Source organism: Hydrogenophaga sp. 5NK40-0174, assembly GCF_040372165.1.
In the GTDB taxonomy this organism is placed as follows: Bacteria; Pseudomonadota; Gammaproteobacteria; order Burkholderiales; family Burkholderiaceae_C; genus Hydrogenophaga.
In genome coordinates this window covers 327894-345903 of sequence record NZ_BAABWG010000002.1, presented here as the reverse complement: position 1 = coordinate 345903, position 18010 = coordinate 327894, and the positions used below count along the sequence as shown (strand labels likewise).

Genomic DNA, 18010 nt, shown 5'->3' with positions numbered 1-18010 from the left:
ATGTCGGGCTGGCAGCCCATCGGGGCGCCCCTCAAACCGAGCACCGACTCGTCATCTGCTGGTCAAATAACCATGTCATCCAACCAACTCGACAAGAAATCCGAAGCCTGGTCCGCCCTATTCTCCGAGCCGATGAGCGAGTTGGTCAAACGATACACCGCCAGCGTCTTTTTTGACCAGCGACTGTGGCAAGCAGACGTCACTGGCAGCCTGGCCCACGCCGACATGCTGGCCGCCCAGGGCATCATCAGTGATGCGGACCATCAATCGATCCAGAAAGGGCTGGGCCAGATTCAGAAGGAAATCGAAGCTGGCCAGTTTGACTGGAAGCTCGACCTGGAAGACGTGCACCTCAATATCGAGGCACGCCTGACCCAGCTGGCCGGAGACGCGGGCAAGCGCCTGCACACCGGTCGCAGCCGCAACGATCAGGTGGCCACCGACGTTCGCCTGTGGCTGCGCGACGAGATCGACGTCATCAGCGGCCTTCTGGCCGAGCTGCAGGGCGCACTGGTGGACGTGGCCGAGCAAAACATCGACGTCATCCTGCCCGGATTCACTCACCTGCAAGTGGCCCAACCGGTGAGCTTTGCCCACCATTTGCTCGCTTATGTGGAAATGTTCGCCCGTGACGCAGAACGCATGGGTGATGTGCGCCGCCGCACCAACCGCCTGCCACTGGGCAGTGCCGCCCTGGCTGGCACCACTTACCCGCTCGATCGTGAGCGCGTGGCCCGCACACTGGGCATGGTGGATGACCAGGGCGTTGCCCAGCTCTGCCAGAACAGCCTGGACGGCGTGAGCGACCGCGATTTCGCCATCGAATTCTGCTCGGCGGCTTCCTTGACCATGGTCCACGTCAGCCGACTGAGTGAAGAACTGATCCTGTGGATGAGCCAGAACTTCGGCTTTGTGCGCATTGCCGACCGCTTCACCACCGGCAGCTCCATCATGCCGCAAAAGAAAAACCCGGACGTGCCGGAACTCGCCCGCGGCAAGACAGGCCGCGTGGTCGGCCATCTGATGAGCCTGATCACCCTGATGAAAGGCCAGCCCCTGGCCTACAACAAGGACAACCAGGAGGACAAGGAGCCTCTGTTCGACGTGGTGGACACGCTCAAGGACACCTTGCGCATCTTCGTGGAAATGATTGGCGGCGAGCTCAACCCCGCGTCCGGGAAAAGGGAAGGCGGCATCACCGTCAACGCGCAGGCCATGGAAGCCGCCGCGCAAAAAGGCTTTGCCACCGCCACCGATCTGGCCGACTACCTGGTGAAAAAGGGCCTGCCTTTCCGAGATGCCCACGAAACCGTGGCCAAGGCGGTGAAGGCCGCCACCAGCCACAACTGCGACCTGTCGGAACTGCCGCTGTCGGTCCTGCAGGAATTCCACCCCAGCATCGAAAAAGATGTGTTTGATTGCCTGAGCCTGCGCGGAAGCCTCAACGCCCGCAACACCCTGGGCGGCACCGCTCCGGCGCAGATCAAGATCCAGATCGCACGCCACCGCGATCGCCTGCCGGGCTGAGACCGGTCGCTGGCGGGTACGCCCAAGGAGGTGATGAATGGTCGGTTTTCTGTTGCTTTTTGGCTGGGTGCTGCTGATGTTCGGCATCGCCTGGCTGTGGTGGCGATATCGCCGACCACAGATGCAAGAGAGGGAGCTTCCGCCCGAGCTGCTCGCTTCCATGGCTCAGGCGGCCAAGACGCAAACCGGCAAAGGGTCTGCTGCACCCGAGAAATGGACGCCCCCGCCGCCGCGGGCGTTACCCGACGCCCTAGCCAGTTTCAAGTGGCACAAGGAAGGCGACTTGCCACGGCCACATGTAGAGAAGCTGCTGAGCGCGGTCAAGGGCATCCCGCGCCCACCCCGTGCCATGCAGAAGCTGATCTCACCCGGCTTTCTGCAAACCGCCAGTTCATCGGATCTGGCGGAGCTGCTCATGAAAGAACCCGTCATTGCCGCCAAGGTTCTGGCAACGGTGAACTCCCCCGCCTACGGTCTCAGGCAACCCATTGCCGGACTGGGACAGGCCATCACGTTTCTGGGCATGAATACCGTGCGCAGCATCTGCCTGCAGTCCATGCTGAACGAAGCGTTCAAGGCAGGGCTGGCTGAGTCGCAAGCCACTTTTGACGCCATTTGGCGTGCCACCGCCGTGGCCAGCGATCTGGCCAGCCGCCTGGGCAAGGCCCTGAAGGTGCCCGACCTGGGCGAACTGTCCACCCAGGTCATCTTCTCCTTCGTGGGTGAACTGGCATTCGCCTCCTTGCTGCCTGCCGAACAACGTGAGCGCTGGCTTCGCACAAAATCCCTGCCCCGCCTCAAGATGGAACAGGATGTCATGGGGTTCACCACGGCCGAGTTCGGTGGCCTTCTGCTCAAGGAGTGGGAAGTTCCTGCCGAACTCTCGGCCAAGGTGGTACACACCGGGCGCATCGTGGTCACGCCTGCAGACAAGGCCAGCCCCGCGATGGCCCCCCGCATGGCGGTGGCCTATCTGAGCCAGGTGCTGGCGCGACGATTGGCCTTGGGCCACCTGAGTTCATTGCGGGAGTACGATATCGGGCAGGACGACTCGCCCGAAATGCACCACTTGCGCGACTACCTGCACCACCCTCAACTACAGGGGCTGTCAGAGTTGCTCGCTTCGGAAGACATCCATTCGGCAGCTGAACGACTGGCCAGTAACCCCGGGTCCGCGTCGATCTGATACCGGCGCGGCATGAAAGACCTATCGCGACATGACTGACACAAGCACAAGCACCGACCTGACCTGGAACGCACAGCTGGCCACTGGCGATCAACGCATGGACGAGACCCACGAGGAGTTCGTGGACATGCTCAACGAGATCCTCGCGACTCCGGAAGACCAGCAGATGCCGCTGTACATGCGTTTTCTGGATCACACTGTGGAGCACTTCGCACAAGAGGAGCGCTGGATGCTGGCCGTGGGCTTCGAAGCCGAGAACTGCCACGCTTCACACCACGCCACCATTCTGGAGACGATGCGCGCCGTGATCGAACACTACGAGCAAGGCGACACCGAGATCATCACCCGCCTGGCACAGGCACTGGCTGAATGGTTCCCCCAGCATGCGGCCACCATGGATGCCGGCCTGGCTCTGTACATGAAGGAAGTGGGTTTTGACAGCCGCACCGAGACACTGGCTGACCCTTCCAGGATCAAGCCTGCCACCATGAGCGGCTGTGGCAGCGTGTCCTGCAGCTGAGCGGCGAAAGAGCGCTTTGCATTCTGGTGATCGGCGCCTTCCCCTGGCGATCGCTACCGTTGTTCTTGGCGTGAGCCATCTGGCAGCGTGGGCTGCGCAGCCAGATGCGTCTGCCAGGACTGAAATCGCCTACCTGCTGACCTTCGTGAAGACTTCAGCGTGCCAGTTCAACCGCAACGGAAGCTGGCACCCGTCAACGGAGGCGGCCGCCCATATTGAACGCAAGTACGAGTACGTGCTCGGCAAAGGCATGGTCGCCACGGCAGAGGATTTCATTCGGCTGGCGGCCACCCAGAGCAGCTATTCGGGCACCGCCTACACCGTCAAATGCGATGGAAATGTCCTCAAGAGCGCGGACTGGCTGACACAAGCGCTGCACCTGTTCCGAAAACAGCACTGACAGCCCCGCCGACCAGCGCTGGTTGCATGGTGAAACGAACTGCCGTTGGCTGAATCGGCCAGCTGTGGCATCCTGTGGCCGTCTGCGACCTGCCACAGAGGGAAAGTGCCATGCAACTGCTTGCCGTCTACACCACTGTCTCCGACGAATCCCAGGCCGAATCCCTGGCCGGTGAGGCCATCGAACAAGGCCTGGCAGCTTGCATTCAGATCGAGCCCATCCGCAGTGTCTACCGATGGAAGGGACAGGTTGAGCGCGAACACGAGGTTCGCATCATGTTCAAGACCACGGCTGGCCGCTATCAGGCCCTGGCCCGCTGGCTGGCCAGGGCACACCCCTACGAAATGCCGGCCATCTATGCCGTCACGGCGCGGGAGGCCACAGAAGACTACGCCAACTGGGTCAGGGAGAACGTGAGCCCCTGAAACACCTCGGGCGTATCAACGCCCCATGGGCGAGCGCGTTGCTTGAGCTGTGCTGGCTTCGTCGTCGCTCTCGGTTGCGGCCTCTGGTCCTCCCGCCTGCTCCTGGTCAAATCGCGCCTGAGCACGCACAGCCTTTTCCCACAGGGGCGCATCGGGGACGGGATCATCCCGCATCAGTTCGAGCAAGCGACGCGACACCTTTTCCTCTTCGCCGAACATTTGCGCCGCTGTGGCTTCTCCGAAATAGGACGAACGCATCGCCCTGAGCCCGTCAAGCTCGGCCAGCGCCTCTTCCGGCACCAAATGCTCGGTACCCGGCGCATAGGTTCTGCGCTGTGCATCCTGATAGGCCTGAAAGCGCCCCACTAGCTCACGTGCGGCGGCGGCTTGCTCCGCCGGCAAGCCCTGCACCGCCTCCTCCAGCTTTTGCGGCAGCTCGGCCGGTTCGGTCAACGCCACCATCCTCTCAATGCCATTGCGCATGCGCACATCGGTCTTGATGCGACCATCCTCGTCCAGCCGGAACAGGCGTTCGCCTCCCCCGTCAGGAAGCGCTGGTACACGAGCCGCGGCCTGACCCGCTTGCTCCGCGGGTGCAGCGCGCGGACCTTCTTCCACGGTCTGCCCTGCATCATGGCCGACACCCAGATCAGCATCGTTCCACCAGGGGTGGGGCGCCTTCTGAGCCGGCTCAGCTGCAGGCACCGCCGCCACGGGCCGGGTATCACCGTGCGACCAGTAGATCGCACCAATCGCCAGGCACACCATGGCGGCCAGCGCGAGCGTTGGCGCGCCATGTCCGAGGCGCAGGCGAGCCCGGGCGATGGACGCGCCCGTTGGCCGCGCGGTGGGTGCTTGCCCAAGAATCACTTGCATTCGACTGCCCATCATTGGCTCCATTCCATGGTTGACCACTCCCCTGCTCACCCTGCTGCAACGTGCGTTTCAGACCTGCCACCGGCGATGATCCGAGGCCGTGCCCCGGATCCGGGCCGATGTCAGTAATCGCAGTTTTCCTGATAGCGATCAAACACGAAACGGGTGGCGTAAGCGTCGTGTGGCGCCCCGCACAGGTACGGCGAGTAGCGCGTATCGCCATCCACAAAGCGCTTCATCCAGGAGACGGCGTAGCGGCCGATGGGCGTATTGGTGAAGTTGGGTGAAAAGTGCGATCCGCCATTGAGCTCACCGTACGCCTTCGCCGTGCTCGATGGCAGGCTGTCGTAGAAGGGTCGAGCATGGGTGTACACGTTGGCAATGGTGTCACCATCTGCGCCGATGATCATGGTCGGCACCCGGTTGCGGGAGAAGTTCTTCGAGATGCTCCAGGGCGTCATGGGATAGGCCGCCTTGAGCCAGGGGTTATCCTCGGCGGCGATCAGGGAGCCGCCACCGCCCATCGAATGACCTGCCACTGCCTGGCGACTGCTGTCGACCCGGCTGCGAACCGTCGAGCTGGAGCGATTGACAACATGGTCGAGCGCGGCAAGCAACTGGGTCGCACGACTGGCCGGCTGGTCGAGTGTGGTGATGGTGTCAATGGTGATGACAACGAAACCATGGGTTGCCATGCGGCGACCCAGCCAGGCAATGCTCGACTGCGAAGCGGTATAGCCAGGACTCACAGCGATCACGCCGTATTGCCCGCTGGTCGTCGGGTAGTAGATGGTTCCCCCGCCAAAACCGCGGGCACTGAAAGAAGAAACGTTGTCCGTGGACACCCTGTACGGGCCTGAGCTGGCGTTGAGGAAGGACGAGCTGGGGTCGGGGCCGTTCTCGACGGCGGCTGCACCCACACCCAGCAGTGCCAGCGAGCTGGCCAATGCGGCTTTGGCGAGGCAGGCGTGCCACCGACGAAATGGTGATGGAATGTGTTTCATGACTGGGTCTCCTTGCATTGAATCGATGCGTGAACTTGACGGCCACTTGCATTGCGCTGCGAGGGCGATCCGCCACAGGGCAACGAAGTGAATCGATGCTACGGAGGCCTTTTGGCCGCGGCTTGTACCAGCTTGCGCCCGACTCGAGGGATATCCCGCAAAACCGTAACCAGGTGAAACCCGGCACGCCGCCCTTGGCGTGCCACACGCTGCAGCGGCTGACAAGCAATCCCTTGGCTGCATCCCATGCCCCAAAACAGACTTCGCAACTCTCAACCGACCGTCAGAATCGCACCATCATGAAACATCTGGCCTGAATATTGCTTTCAATTGGTGCAATCCGCCCCAAAGGCGGTTTTTTCGCACCAATTCGGATATTCACGCACGGAAACTCTCATGGACGCACTAAAACAGGGCGCAGACACCTTGTTCATCTTGCTCGGTGGCATCATGGTTCTGGCCATGCACGCCGGGTTCGCTTTTCTGGAAGTGGGCACTGTTCGCAAGAAAAACCAGGTCAACGCACTCATCAAGATCCTGGTCGACTTCTCTGTCTCGACCGTTGTCTATTTCCTGGTCGGCTACGGCGTGGCCTACGGCACCTCTTTCTTCGTTGGCGCGGAAACGCTGGCACAGAAAAACGGCTACGAGCTGGTCAAGTTCTTCTTTCTGCTGACCTTCGCTGCAGCCATCCCGGCCATCATTTCGGGTGGCATTGCCGAGCGAGCCAAGTTCTGGCCGCAACTGATTGCCACTGCACTCATCGTCGGTTTCGTCTATCCGTTTTTCGAAGGTATCGTCTGGAACGCCCATTTCGGCTTCCAGGACTGGATAGAAGCCACCACGGGAGCTGCCTTCCACGATTTCGCCGGTTCTGTCGTGGTCCACGCTGTCGGTGGATGGATCGCCCTGCCGGCCGTCGTTCTCCTTGGCGCCCGCTCCAACCGGTATCGCAAGGATGGCGCTGTCTCGGCACACCCTCCATCCAACATCCCGTTCCTGGCGCTGGGCGCCTGGATACTGTGCGTGGGCTGGTTCGGGTTCAACGTCATGAGTGCGCAGACACTGGAGAACATCTCAGGCCTGGTGGCAGTCAATTCACTCATGGCCATGGTCGGCGGCACGCTGGCAGCCCTCGTGCTCGGCAAAAATGACCCGGGCTTCGTCCACAACGGTCCTCTGGCCGGGCTGGTGGCCGTGTGTGCCGGCTCAGACCTGATGCACCCGGTTGGCGCGCTGGCCGTGGGCGCGATGGCAGGTGGCCTGTTCGTCGTGATGTTCACCCTGACGCAAAACCGCTGGAAGATCGATGATGTTCTGGGCGTCTGGCCGCTGCACGGGATATGTGGCGCATGGGGCGGCATTGCCGCAGGCATCTTTGGACAACAGTCGCTCGGCGGCATGGGTGGCGTTTCATTCGCCGCCCAGCTCATCGGCACGGTCGCGGGCGTTACCTGGGCAGTCATCGGCGGCGCTGTTGTCTACGGCGTACTCAAAGCCGTCATGGGTATTCGCCTGAGCCAGGAAGAGGAATACGAAGGCGCCGACCTCACCATTCACAGGATCAGCGCAACGCCAGACCGCGAAGTCAGCTGGTGAACCAGCGCTGTCCACGATGGCAGATTCAAAAAATGGAGCGTCCACCGGGCGCTCCATTTTTTTTGCCCCTGAACACTGGGCATAACAATGGCAAACTGGTCAGTCCCATCCCGCGCTGCGCTGCCAGGGAAGCCAAGCTCACTGACACTATCCGTCAGCCATGGACATCATCGCTTCTCCACTCCCTTCAATACCGCTGCACAAGCGCCATGAAGCCAGATCATGAGCAGCCACCCATCCAATGATCAACAGCCTGCACTGATTCGCTCACTGCTACGCAGTGCCGCTTTCCGTCATGCCACGCCAGACGGCATACACCTCAGGGAAACCCACGGCGCCTGGGTTTTGCTAGCGGGTGAATTCGCCTACAAGATCAAGAAGCCGGTGCATTTGCCCTTCATGGATTTCTCCACGCTGGAGAAGCGCCGGGCTGACTGCTTTCGCGAGGTGGAGATCAACCGACGCTTGGCCGTGGAAAAAGACTCGGGTCAAGACATGTACCTTGGTGTCTTGCCAATTGTGGGGACGCCCGAAGCGCCTCGCTGGGGAGCCGTCGACACCTGCCCATCTGATGCGACAGAGTACGCCGTCAAGATGCGCCGCTTTGATGGCGAGCAGCAGCTGGACGCTGTCTGTCAGCGCGGAGCATTGTCGGCGACCCATCTCACCCAACTGGCGCGTGACCTGGTCCGCATTCAGTCCACCGCAGGCAGTACGCCGCCCGACGATCGATGGGGCAGGCCCGAGTCCATCATGCGCTGGGCCATGGACAACTTCACCTCGCTCGAGCAAGACCTGCCAACGGCCCAGGTGGCTGCCCATCAGTCGCTGAACCACCTGCGCAGATGGACCGAAGAACAGATCGCTCAGATCGACGACCTTCTGTTGGACAGACTGGCCTCCGGACGAGTCAGGGAAGGTCATGGCGATCTCCACCTTGGCAATCTTGTGTTGATGGGCGACCGCGTGCTTCCTTTTGATGCCATCGAATTCAACGACGAGTTGCGGTGGATCGATGTGGCCAGCGAAGTTGCCTTTCTGTGGATGGACCTGATGGCTCGCGATCAGGTGGGTCTGGCCCATGTGTGGCTGAGCGCATGGGTCGATGCCAGTGGCGATGTACAAGCCCCAACCTTGCTGCCGTTTTTTGCGGTGTACCGAGCGATGGTGCGAGCGAAAGTGGCCGCCATCGAATATCGACAACACAGGGCCAACGCGGCGTCCGTTGCAGCTGCCAACCAGGCCCTTGCACACGCCATGCAGTACCTGGAGCTGGCAGAGCAGTTGGCTTCTACAGTTCGACAGGCGCTGGTCATCACCCATGGGCTCTCAGGCAGCGGCAAATCCACTGAAGCCCTCGCGTGGATGCAGTCGGCGGGAGAAAACACTCCACGCTGCATTCGACTTCGCTCAGACGTGGAACGCAAGCGCCTGCACGGTCTTGGTCCACTGGCCCCTAGCGGCTCGGGTCTGCAATCGGGGCTGTATGCACCCTCTGCCCACCAAGCGACGTACAACTCGCTTCTGATCCGAAGCCGCGCTTTGCTCCTGAGCGGATGGGCCGTGGTGGTCGACGCTGCGTTCCTCAAACAGGCCGAACGGGCGAGCTTCCATGCTCTCGCCGACGAAATGTCTGTTCCTTTCGGCGTTCTGGCACCACAGGCGCCGGTTGAGGAGCTCAGGCGCCGCATTGAACAACGCGCGAGTGCGGGCGGCGATGCTTCCGAGGCGACGGTTGCGGTACTGGATCAGCAACTGGGCTGGATGGAGGGGCTCGATGCGGATGAGCGCCAGGACGTGATGACCCCCCAGGACTGGCCAGGCACCTGAAGCGTCAATATTTTTCAATGCCGAAAGGCCCGGTTTCACAACCAGCTTTTGGGCTGCGGGGATAACATGCCCGGAGTCAGCACATCATGCCGCTGACCCCGCCACCACTGCCCACACAAGCCACAAAGCCCTCTGGAGACATCTTTCATGCCCGTGATCACCAACATCGAAGACCTTCGCGTTCTGGCACAGAAGCGGGTGCCCCGCATGTTCTACGACTATGCCGATTCGGGCTCCTGGACCGAGAGTACCTACCGCGCCAATGAGAGCGACTTCCAGTCCATCAAGCTGCGACAGCGCGTGGCCGTCAACATGGAAAACCGGAGCACGGCCACCACCATGGTCGGCCAGAAGGTGGCCATGCCTGTGGCCCTGGCGCCGACCGGCCTGACCGGCATGCAGCATGCCGATGGTGAGATTCTGGCGGCCCGTGCAGCCCGTCGCTTTGGTGTGCCCTTCACCTTGTCGACCATGAGCATTTGCTCCATTGAAGATGTGGCCGAACACGCTGGTGAAGGCTTCTGGTTCCAGCTGTACGTCATGCGCGACAAAGACTTTATCGGTCGCCTGATCGACCGCGCCAAGGCTGCCCGCTGCGGGGCACTGGTGCTCACGCTGGATCTGCAGATCCTGGGTCAACGCCACAAGGATCTGAAGAACGGACTCTCCGCCCCGCCCAAGCTCACCGTCGCGAACATGATCAACATGGCGACCAAGCCGCGCTGGTGCATGAACATGTTGGGTACCAAGCGACGTGACTTCGGCAACATTGTGGGTCACGTCAGCGGTGTGGATGACATGGGCAGCCTGAGCGAATGGACGGCCAAGCAGTTTGACCCGGCCCTGAACTGGGGCGATGTGGCCTGGATCAAGGAGCGCTGGGGCGGAAAGCTCATCCTCAAGGGCATTCAGGATGTGGAAGACGCCCGGCTGGCTGTGCAGTCAGGGGCCGACGCAATCATCGTGAGCAACCACGGCGGTCGCCAGCTCGATGGCGCGCAGAGCAGCATTGGTGCGCTGCCTGACATCGTGGAAGCGGTTGGCGACCAGATCGAGGTCCACATGGATGGCGGCATACGCAGTGGACAGGACGTTCTCAAAGCATGGGCGCTGGGTGCCCGCGGCACCTACATCGGTCGCGCTTTCCTCTATGCCCTGGGTGCCATGGGTGAAGAAGGGGTGTCCAAATGCCTGGAGATCATCCACAAGGAACTGGACCTCACTGCCGCCTTCTGCGGCCATACGCAGCTGGCCACGGTTGACAGCCGCATCCTCCTGCCCAGCACCTACCCCAGTTCGCCGAAGATGGAGCCTTCCGGATCGATGTGACGGGTGCGCACAATTCGCTCGGGCAGGCTGGTTGCAAGCAAGGCCAGCTGCTCGGCTCGATTCATCACTGACAAGGCATCAGCCTGCTCACCGTTCGGATGTGGCTCGACATGCACCACACCGATGCCGATCTGCGGCACGAATTCCTGGTAACGCGTGCGCGGGTCCAGTGGCACGGCCCGTTCAACATAGCGCAGCATTCGGTCTGCCACCAGGGACCCCCGCCGTGGGTCCTGCACGGCAGAGACGGCCAGCAGAAAACAGCGGGAATGGTAGAGGCCGAGAACATTCCTGAATCCGACAATGCGCCGAATCCTCGCGGCCAGTGTCGCGATGATCTGTGGCTCCAGTTCCAGCGGTGATGTGTCCGCGTAGGCATACAGGTTGGGCACAGCCACTGCTGCCACGATACACGGCCGGTCAACTCTGGCACTGCGCCACAGCGCATCGTCGACGCGCTGCATGAGCGCGACGCCCCTGGGCAGGTGTCCGGAGCCCTCCTCCGAAGCAGTGGAACCCATGGCCTCACGCTTGAGGCGCCGGGCAGCCCGGGTGCGCTGAATGCTCAGTGTCACCACCGTCAGAAAATAGCCCACCGTCGCTGCGGCTGTCATGCCTTGCTGCCAGCTGTCATGCACCACCCCGAGGCCAGTGGCGTACAGGCCCGAGACGGAAACCGCCAGAAAAAGGCAAGCGACCACCATGCCGCGCGCCAGCTCATCGCCCAGGGTGACGCTGCGCACCGCCACCAGGGCGGCAAAGATCACCGCCAGGAAGGCCAGTGCCGCATTGAACAGAAGCAGCTCGTCAGCCGGGTGCCCCGTGGCGGCCAGCCAGGCCAGGGCAGGTGCAGCACCAATGAGCACCATGGAGTAAGTCGGCACCGCATAGCGGCTCATCTGATCGTCTTTGGCCGAGCCCGTCCACAAGCCCAGGTAAAACAGGGCGATGCCGCAGCCCAGTGGCGCAAGCCCGATCTTGAGCACTTCGTCGCGCAAGATCGGCCAGTGGGGCCACAGGTGCTCAGGCAAGCCCGTCATGAGCACGGTGGCCGACCCCAGTACCAGCATGAACACCAGGGCGCGGATGGCCCCTCTGGATCGCTGGTTGATGGCATCCACGGCAGCCACGACCGTGAGGGTCAACAACACACCTGCCATGGCTGCCCAGGTCGCCAACTCTGCATCCGAGAGCATCAAGGCTGGATAGTCAGGCGTTCGCATGTTGAAGAGGCTGGGCGTCCGGGGGCATCGGCTTGGATGGGGTTCTTGCGGTAGTAATGGAGTACTAAAGTATAACTGTCTTGACATGCCAAGCCGCTACCATTGGCTGTTTGACCTGACAGCCACGGCACACCTCTCTCGACACGCAAGTCATAGGGTACGCGCAGAGTGCTGTCGCCAGTGCACTCCGTTCACCAGTTTCCATGAGCAATAACCCCAACACCTCTTCGTCCGGCGACTCGCCATCCCCCGCCCCCGCCCGCTCCGGGGTCAGTGCGTGGTGGCGTGCCGGCACCATTTTTCTGCTGCTCGCCGGCTTGCTTGGCTGGGCCGCGAGCACCAGCATGATCACTCAGCTTCAGGCCCAGATTGACAGCCTGGAGAAGCGCCTGGATACCGTGCCACAAGTGCGAAAGGTTTCGGTGCTTCTTGACGATGAGGGACTACCGGCCATTCTGGCCACCTTCGACCCCAATGAAGGCATGCTGCAGATTCAGCGCCTCAATAGCGTGAAAGAAGGCCGCGAGGACAGCATGCAGGTTTGGGCCGTCGCTACCGACGGCCAGTCAACGCGTTCTCTCGGTGTGATTGAAAGCAAATACAAGACCCTGCAGATGCCCGTCAATGCGAACGACCTGGATGGCGCTGCGGCACTGGCCATCAGCGTCGAGAACAAAGGGGGCGTGGCCGCAGAGAACGGTCCAAGCCTTCCCTGGCTGTTCAAAGGCTGGCTGGTTCAGAAGTCGATCTAAGGCTCCAGCGGCCCGGTCCGGCTCAGCGCAGTTCGTACTCGAAGCTGCTCACCACGCGCAGGCGCTTCATGCGCGTGCTTCCATCGTCGTATCCCCGTCCATCGTCGCCAGAGATACTGATCACGCCCTGGTTGGCCCGTTTGAGCGGGCCCAGGCGTGCACCGGCTTCGGCGGCAAAGCTGGTCGCCTGCTCTCGGGCATTTCGAGTCGCCTCCGCCAGCAGCGCTGCCTTGTGGGCGTTGAGGTTTCTCAACTGAAATGTCGGCCCTGACAGCGGCATGTTGTTGTCTCCAGCGAGTTCGACCCCTGCCTGAATGAGCGGATCCAGCGCCAGCGCCGACGCTTCTGCTGCCGATACGCGCGAGGTCTTCACCAGAACCTTGCCTTTTCCGTTGAAGCGGAAGGGAACGTTGGTCTGCGCATAGTCGCGACTGAGCAAGTCTTCGACAATGAGTGGCCTGGGCTCAATTTCCGCATCAGCAAAGCCCTTGCTCTTGAGGAAAGCCACCACACGCTGGCGGTCGGCGGCCAACGCCTCCTGCACTTCAGAAAACGTCTTGCCCGCGCGCCGGAACCCTACCGCCCAGATTGCAAAATCCGAATCGACTTCCTTCTCGGCCAGACCTTTGACCTGGATGCTCCGATCCGACATCCTGAAACGTTCGAAGCCCTGGCCAATGGCCATGCCGGCAATCACAATGCCAGCTGCAACGAGTGCGGCGGTCACGATGCGCGCGATGAAGGTGTACACGTGGATTCTCCTTGGCGGACGTCGGCAGACGCCGGGTTGCAGACAAGGATATGCTAACGAAACCGTCGCACCAGCGCTCGTGTACACCCCATGAAGGACCCAGCACCCTCCATCAGACGCATCGCCCACCTGGACATGGACGCATTCTTCGCGTCCGTGCAGCTGCTGCATTTCCCCCAGTTGCGTGAGCAGCCCGTCGTCATCGGAGGTGGCCGTCGCCACCTGGACGGCTTCAGGGCCGAGCTGATGAGCGCCCACCCGGAACATGACTGGGAGGCGGCTGATGCCCTGGGACGTGTGCCTCTGGAGTGGTTTCCGCGCCTGGTCGACTACGTAGGTCGCGGCGTGGCCACCACGGCCACCTATGCCGCCAGAAAGTTCGGTGTCGGCTCTGCCATGGGCCTGATGAAGGCCGCGAAGCTGTGCCCGCAGGCCATCCTGCTGCCGGTGGACTGGGACGAAGTCAAGCGCTGCTCGCGCACGTTCAAACAGACCATCACCGACATTGCACCCGTCATGGAGGATCGTGGCATCGACGAGGTGTATGTTGACTTCACAGACGTGCCTGGCGGGCAACGCGAGAATGGCCGCGTGCTGGCGCGCCTGATCCAGAAGCAGATCCATGAAGCACTGGGCCTGACTTGCTCCATCGGCGTCGCTCCCAACAAGCTGTTGGCGAAAATGGCCAGCGAGTTCAAGAAGCCCAACGGCATCAGTATCGTCATGCCGGAAGACCTTCAGGCACAGATCTGGCCCCTGCCCTGTCGCAAGGTCAATGGCATCGGCCCCAAGGCAGACGAAAAGCTCCGGCGCTACGACATCACCACCATCGGCGAACTCGCCGCGCGGGAGAAGCCCTGGCTCATCGAAACCTTCGGCAAGAGCTACGGCGCCTGGCTGCACGACGTGGCCTGGGGGCGCGATTCCCGCCCGGTGGTCACCGAAAGCGAGCCGGTGAGCATGAGCCGGGAGACCACGTTTGAGCGGGACCTGCACGCCAAGGCAGACCGCGAAGAGCTCGGCCAGGTCTTTACCCGGCTGTGCGAACAAGTCTCGGCAGACCTGCAGCGCAAGGGCTACAAAGGACGAACCATCGGCATCAAGCTGCGCTACGACAACTTCAAGTCCGTTACGCGGGACCTCACCATCGACCAGTTCACCGACGACGCGGGAGACATCCGCGCACACGCCGGCCAATGCCTCAAGCGGGTAGATCTCGTCCGCCGCATTCGCTTGCTGGGCGTGCGGGTGGGCAAGCTTGTCAAGTCCGAGGCAGCGGGTAGCGGCCAGCCGGTCTACAGTACAGGGCAGACCAAGGGCTCTGCGCCCAACCGCACTGTCAAAGAAGGACCTGCCGATGAGTACACCGAACTGCTTTTCCCTGACCTGGACTGAAGAAAACGTCGCCCATCTGGTGATGAATCGCCCCGATGCGTTCAACACCATGCACCCCCAGTTCTGGCGAGAGCTCGACGAGCACCTCACTGCACTGAATCACGAAGGCCGCGCGCGCGCCGTGGTGATCAGCAGCACTGGAAAGCACTTTTCCGCCGGCATGGCGCTTGAGACGTTCTCTGGCGCCATTACCCTTGATGACCAGTCGCCCGAGGGCCGCGCTGCCGTGTTCGATCTGCTCACGGACATGCAACACACCTTCACCAAGATCGAGACCCTGCGCATGCCCGTGATCTGCGCGATTCAGGGCGGCTGCATCGGCGGCGCGGTGGACATGGTCAGCGCTGCCTGTATCCGCTATGCCAGTGCAGACGCGTTCTTCTGCATCCAGGAAATCAACATCGGCATGGTCGCCGACGTCGGCACCCTTCAGCGCCTGCCCAAGCTCATCCCACTGGCGGTGGTCAAGGAACTGGCCTACACCGGCAAGCGACTGCCTGCGGCCAAGGCCATGGCATACGGCCTGGTCAATGAGGTGTTTGACAGCGCCGAGGCAACCATCGCTGCAGCTTTGGCCTGTGCGAAAGAGATCGCCAGCAAGCCACCGGTCGCCATCTGGGGAACGAAGCAGGCCATTCACTACGCCCGCGACCACTCGGTCGACGAGAGCTTGCGGCAAATGGGCTGGCTGCAAGGCGCCATCTGGAGCAACCAGAACGTCAAGGAATCCATCACCGCCATGCAGCAAAAGCGCAGCGGCGAGTTTGCACCGCTGGCCAGGCTCCAGTCGTTCAAAGACGCCTGACCAACAAGTCCTTCAGTCCGTCAGGCCGCGCACCAGACATCAGTAGTACGCCATGGACGGCGGCATGGTGTCTTGCGCGTCCTGCGGCTCATCGTTGGACGGCACAGCCGACAGGACCATACCCGGTGCATTGAACGACTGCTTCTCAGCCTGATTGATCGCGTCCAGCGCAGACAGCGAGGGGGCATCGACCGGCACCACTCCCATCCCCACGCATGGCATGAATCGCACGGGCTCGCCGTGAATGGTCAACGGCACCGGCTCGCGCAGGCTGCTCAGCAGCTCATTCATCTTGAGCTCGCCGCGCTTGGGATCTTGCCCCGATGAGACGGCCAGTACAAAACAACGCGGATGGTATAGACCGACCACGTTTCGGAAGCCTACCAGGCGGCGGATGCGCGCGGCCAGAACAGAGAGGATCTTGGTCTCCGATCCATTGGGAACCAGTTCGCCATGTTCGTAGAGGTTTCTGACACTGACAGCCGCCACCACACAACGCTGCTGCATGCGCTGGCTGCGCCAGATGGCATCCTCGACGCGAGGGATCAGTGCAGCCCCTTGTGCCATCGGAATATCCACTTCACGGCCAACAATGCCTCTTGCCATGCGGCGCAGGCGACGTTGTTCCCGGGTACGCAGGATCGTCAGCACGATCACCACAAGAAAGTAGCCGACGGTGGTGAGCGCAGTTATGGCCTTGCCCGCCAGACCCAGCGGCGCCAGACCGAGGCCCTGGCTGTACAGGCCTGCCACCATCACGGCAAGGCTGACACATGCATACACCATCCAGCGCGCCAGCCGGTCACCCAGTCGGGCACCTCGTAACGCCACTGCGAAAGCGAGTGCAGCTGAGAGCAGGTTCACCACCGCAGCCAGAGCGATCAGTCCTGCGCCGGTGATGGCGTCGGTCGACACGGTCATCAGCGCCAGAGCAATGGCCGCCATCACGAGGCCCATGCTGCCTGATGTCACCATTCGACGCATGTTCGCATCTTCATGCGCTTCATCGAGCCAGATACCGAGATAGGAGAGCGCCAAAGCGCCGCTGAGCGGCCCCATGCTGACCTTGAGCAACAGCCAGGCCTTGTCAGACACGCCCGGCCACAGCATCGATGGCAGGCCGGACATGATCACCGCCGCTCCGCCAGTCAGAACGATGAAGGCCAGTCCCCTAAGCGATGCCTTGTTGCGCTGGACGGCCAGATCAGCGGACGCAATGAGAGCGAGGATCAGCAGAACGCCTGCCATCCCGGCCCAAATCACGAGCTCCCAAAGTGCCGTCGAATCCAATTGAATATTCCTTGCTGGCCTGCCCCCGCCGAAGCCATGCCTTCGGCCCTTCGTTGGGCAGATCCCGGAAATTCTAGGAAAGCCTGGTGGCTTGCGCCCAACACATCAAGGCGCTATTACCCAATATGTCACGAACACCGTGGCTCAAAGCTTGCGAGGGAAATTTACCCGCAAAACAACCGCTAACCGTCCATGCCAGACATCACGAAGCACGGCTGATTCGCCCGATGCGTTCACTGGCGGGCGCCCCGCACGTTTGGCGGAGGTTGCCGGGGATGGCTGCTGCGCCAGGGGTTGATGTCCAGTCCCCCTCGACGTGTGTAGCGCGCGTACACGGACAGCTTGGTCGGCTGGCACTGTCTGAGCACATCCATGTAGATGCGCTCAACGCACTGCTCGTGAAACTCGTTGTGGTTCCTGAAACTCACGATGTACTGGAGCAGGCCCTCCTGGTCAATCTGGGGGCCGGTGTAGCTGATCTGCACACTCCCCCAATCGGGCTGACCTGTGACCAGACAGTTGCTCTTGAGCAAATGGCTGACCAGCGTCTCAGTCACGGGTTGCTCGTCTGTCGCCGATGTCAGCAAGCTTGGGTCGGGTTCGTACTGGCTGCACTCTGCGTCGAGCCGGTCGAGCAGCAAGCCATCGAGTTCGTGGATGGGCTGTGCATCGAACGCATCGGGCATCACCAGATGAACGCCTACACGCGCCTGAACCGGGCCTCCTCGCCAGATCGCTTCGCTGAGGTCATCACGCAAGCGCGTCTGCACCTCTTCGGCCGAGGCCACCACCGTGTTGTTGAAGCTGTTGAGGTACAGCTTGAACGACTTGCTCTCGACAATGTGCGTGCTCTCGCAAGGCACGATGAATTGCGCAATGGCGACCTGTGGTTTGCCGCGCGGATTCAGCCAGGACAGTTCGTACGCTGTCCAGAGGTCCGCCCCCATGAAAGGCAGACGCCCAGTGATCCCCACTTCCTCCCGCTTGGTGGAGCGGGGCAATGGATACAGCAGGCCTGCGTCGTAGTGGTCTGCATACGCGCTGGCTTTTCCCAGCGGAGACTGGTCTGGTGTCATGGCTCTGCCTGCTTGTCTGTCT

The 18010-nt window shown here is 61.8% G+C and carries 17 protein-coding genes; 11 read left to right on the top strand and 6 right to left on the bottom strand.

Annotation, left to right across the window (positions count from 1 at the left end):
• Nucleotides 1-72 precede the first annotated feature (72 nt).
• From argH to cutA, 5 genes are all read left to right on the top strand, one after another.
• A complete protein-coding gene (gene argH / locus ABWV89_RS07265) occupies nucleotides 73-1527 on the top strand; it encodes an argininosuccinate lyase (RefSeq protein WP_353395548.1) in 1455 nt (484 codons plus the stop codon).
• 37 nt (nucleotides 1528-1564) lie between these two features.
• Nucleotides 1565-2713, top strand: coding sequence for an HDOD domain-containing protein (locus ABWV89_RS07260; RefSeq protein ID WP_353395547.1), 1149 nt, complete (start codon nucleotides 1565-1567; stop codon nucleotides 2711-2713).
• 31 nt (nucleotides 2714-2744) lie between these two features.
• Nucleotides 2745-3233 carry a bacteriohemerythrin gene (locus ABWV89_RS07255; RefSeq protein ID WP_353395546.1) on the top strand — a complete coding sequence of 163 codons (489 nt, stop codon included), beginning with the start codon at nucleotides 2745-2747 and terminating at the stop codon, nucleotides 3231-3233.
• A gap of 70 nt (nucleotides 3234-3303) precedes the next feature.
• Entirely contained in the window at nucleotides 3304-3633 is a 330-nt protein-coding gene (locus tag ABWV89_RS07250) for a DUF5329 family protein (RefSeq protein ID WP_353395544.1), read from the top strand.
• A gap of 110 nt (nucleotides 3634-3743) precedes the next feature.
• A complete protein-coding gene (cutA, locus tag ABWV89_RS07245) occupies nucleotides 3744-4058 on the top strand; it encodes a divalent-cation tolerance protein CutA (RefSeq protein WP_353395543.1) in 315 nt (104 codons plus the stop codon).
• A gap of 15 nt (nucleotides 4059-4073) precedes the next feature.
• Here cutA and ABWV89_RS07240 read toward each other — a convergent pair whose 3' ends face one another.
• Entirely contained in the window at nucleotides 4074-4934 is an 861-nt protein-coding gene (locus tag ABWV89_RS07240) for a hypothetical protein (RefSeq protein ID WP_353395542.1), read from the bottom strand.
• A 122-nt stretch (nucleotides 4935-5056) separates the two neighbouring features.
• Entirely contained in the window at nucleotides 5057-5938 is an 882-nt protein-coding gene (locus ABWV89_RS07235; protein WP_353395541.1) for an alpha/beta hydrolase family protein, read from the bottom strand.
• Between the two features lie 396 nt (nucleotides 5939-6334).
• Between ABWV89_RS07235 and ABWV89_RS07230 the strand changes: the two genes are divergently transcribed.
• The 3 genes from ABWV89_RS07230 (at nucleotide 6335) to ABWV89_RS07220 (ending at nucleotide 10696) form a co-directional block, all read left to right on the top strand.
• Nucleotides 6335-7537 (top strand): ammonium transporter, encoded by a 1203-nt coding sequence (locus ABWV89_RS07230; RefSeq protein ID WP_353395540.1) that lies wholly within the window; start codon nucleotides 6335-6337, stop codon nucleotides 7535-7537.
• Between the two features lie 222 nt (nucleotides 7538-7759).
• Nucleotides 7760-9367 carry a bifunctional aminoglycoside phosphotransferase/ATP-binding protein gene (locus tag ABWV89_RS07225; protein ID WP_353395539.1) on the top strand — a complete coding sequence of 536 codons (1608 nt, stop codon included), beginning with the start codon at nucleotides 7760-7762 and terminating at the stop codon, nucleotides 9365-9367.
• Nucleotides 9368-9514: 147 nt separating this feature from the next.
• Nucleotides 9515-10696, top strand: a complete 1182-nt coding sequence (locus ABWV89_RS07220; RefSeq protein WP_353395538.1) for an alpha-hydroxy acid oxidase — start codon at nucleotides 9515-9517, stop codon at nucleotides 10694-10696.
• On the opposite strand, the gene ABWV89_RS07215 is transcribed toward ABWV89_RS07220, so the two are convergent.
• Nucleotides 10654-11919, bottom strand: coding sequence for a hypothetical protein (locus ABWV89_RS07215; RefSeq protein WP_353395536.1), 1266 nt, complete (start codon nucleotides 11917-11919; stop codon nucleotides 10654-10656). The genes ABWV89_RS07220 and ABWV89_RS07215 overlap by 43 nt on opposite strands.
• 203 nt (nucleotides 11920-12122) lie before the next feature.
• Here ABWV89_RS07215 and ABWV89_RS07210 point away from each other — a divergent pair, with 203 nt between their 5' ends.
• Nucleotides 12123-12671 carry an anti-sigma factor domain-containing protein gene (locus tag ABWV89_RS07210; RefSeq protein WP_353395535.1) on the top strand — a complete coding sequence of 183 codons (549 nt, stop codon included), beginning with the start codon at nucleotides 12123-12125 and terminating at the stop codon, nucleotides 12669-12671.
• 22 nt (nucleotides 12672-12693) lie between these two features.
• Here ABWV89_RS07210 and ABWV89_RS07205 read toward each other — a convergent pair whose 3' ends face one another.
• On the bottom strand, nucleotides 12694-13422 hold the full coding sequence (locus ABWV89_RS07205) for an SIMPL domain-containing protein (RefSeq protein ID WP_353395534.1): 729 nt from the start codon (nucleotides 13420-13422) through the stop codon (nucleotides 12694-12696).
• A 90-nt stretch (nucleotides 13423-13512) separates the two neighbouring features.
• On the opposite strand from ABWV89_RS07205, the gene ABWV89_RS07200 reads away from it, so the two are divergent.
• Entirely contained in the window at nucleotides 13513-14817 is a 1305-nt protein-coding gene (locus tag ABWV89_RS07200) for a Y-family DNA polymerase (protein WP_353395533.1), read from the top strand.
• Nucleotides 14780-15622, top strand: a complete 843-nt coding sequence (locus ABWV89_RS07195) for an enoyl-CoA hydratase-related protein (protein WP_353395532.1) — start codon at nucleotides 14780-14782, stop codon at nucleotides 15620-15622. The genes ABWV89_RS07200 and ABWV89_RS07195 overlap by 38 nt, the downstream gene beginning before the upstream one ends.
• Before the next feature lie 39 nt (nucleotides 15623-15661).
• On the opposite strand, the gene ABWV89_RS07190 is transcribed toward ABWV89_RS07195, so the two are convergent.
• Nucleotides 15662-16870, bottom strand: a complete 1209-nt coding sequence (locus ABWV89_RS07190; protein ID WP_353395531.1) for a hypothetical protein — start codon at nucleotides 16868-16870, stop codon at nucleotides 15662-15664.
• A gap of 275 nt (nucleotides 16871-17145) precedes the next feature.
• Complete coding sequence (queF, locus tag ABWV89_RS07185) at nucleotides 17146-17988, bottom strand: NADPH-dependent 7-cyano-7-deazaguanine reductase QueF (RefSeq protein WP_353395529.1); 843 nt, start codon at nucleotides 17986-17988, stop codon at nucleotides 17146-17148.
• Nucleotides 17989-18010 lie beyond the last annotated feature (22 nt).

Excerpts from the sequence above, each read along its gene's own strand:
- argH (WP_353395548.1), top strand. The coding sequence starts at position 73 with ATGTCATCCAACCAACTCGACAAGAAATCCGAAGCCTGGTCCGCCCTA.
- ABWV89_RS07260 (WP_353395547.1), top strand. The coding sequence starts at position 1,565 with ATGGTCGGTTTTCTGTTGCTTTTTGGCTGGGTGCTGCTGATGTTCGGC.
- ABWV89_RS07255 (WP_353395546.1), top strand. The coding sequence starts at position 2,745 with ATGACTGACACAAGCACAAGCACCGACCTGACCTGGAACGCACAGCTG.
- cutA (WP_353395543.1), top strand. The coding sequence starts at position 3,744 with ATGCAACTGCTTGCCGTCTACACCACTGTCTCCGACGAATCCCAGGCC.
- ABWV89_RS07240 (WP_353395542.1), bottom strand. The coding sequence starts at position 4,934 with ATGCAAGTGATTCTTGGGCAAGCACCCACCGCGCGGCCAACGGGCGCG.
- ABWV89_RS07235 (WP_353395541.1), bottom strand. The coding sequence starts at position 5,938 with ATGAAACACATTCCATCACCATTTCGTCGGTGGCACGCCTGCCTCGCC.
- ABWV89_RS07230 (WP_353395540.1), top strand. The coding sequence starts at position 6,335 with ATGGACGCACTAAAACAGGGCGCAGACACCTTGTTCATCTTGCTCGGT.
- ABWV89_RS07225 (WP_353395539.1), top strand. The coding sequence starts at position 7,760 with ATGAGCAGCCACCCATCCAATGATCAACAGCCTGCACTGATTCGCTCA.
- ABWV89_RS07220 (WP_353395538.1), top strand. The coding sequence starts at position 9,515 with ATGCCCGTGATCACCAACATCGAAGACCTTCGCGTTCTGGCACAGAAG.
- ABWV89_RS07215 (WP_353395536.1), bottom strand. The coding sequence starts at position 11,919 with ATGCGAACGCCTGACTATCCAGCCTTGATGCTCTCGGATGCAGAGTTG.
- ABWV89_RS07210 (WP_353395535.1), top strand. The coding sequence starts at position 12,123 with ATGAGCAATAACCCCAACACCTCTTCGTCCGGCGACTCGCCATCCCCC.
- ABWV89_RS07200 (WP_353395533.1), top strand. The coding sequence starts at position 13,513 with ATGAAGGACCCAGCACCCTCCATCAGACGCATCGCCCACCTGGACATG.
- ABWV89_RS07195 (WP_353395532.1), top strand. The coding sequence starts at position 14,780 with ATGAGTACACCGAACTGCTTTTCCCTGACCTGGACTGAAGAAAACGTC.
- ABWV89_RS07190 (WP_353395531.1), bottom strand. The coding sequence starts at position 16,870 with ATGGCAGGCGTTCTGCTGATCCTCGCTCTCATTGCGTCCGCTGATCTG.
- queF (WP_353395529.1), bottom strand. The coding sequence starts at position 17,988 with ATGACACCAGACCAGTCTCCGCTGGGAAAAGCCAGCGCGTATGCAGAC.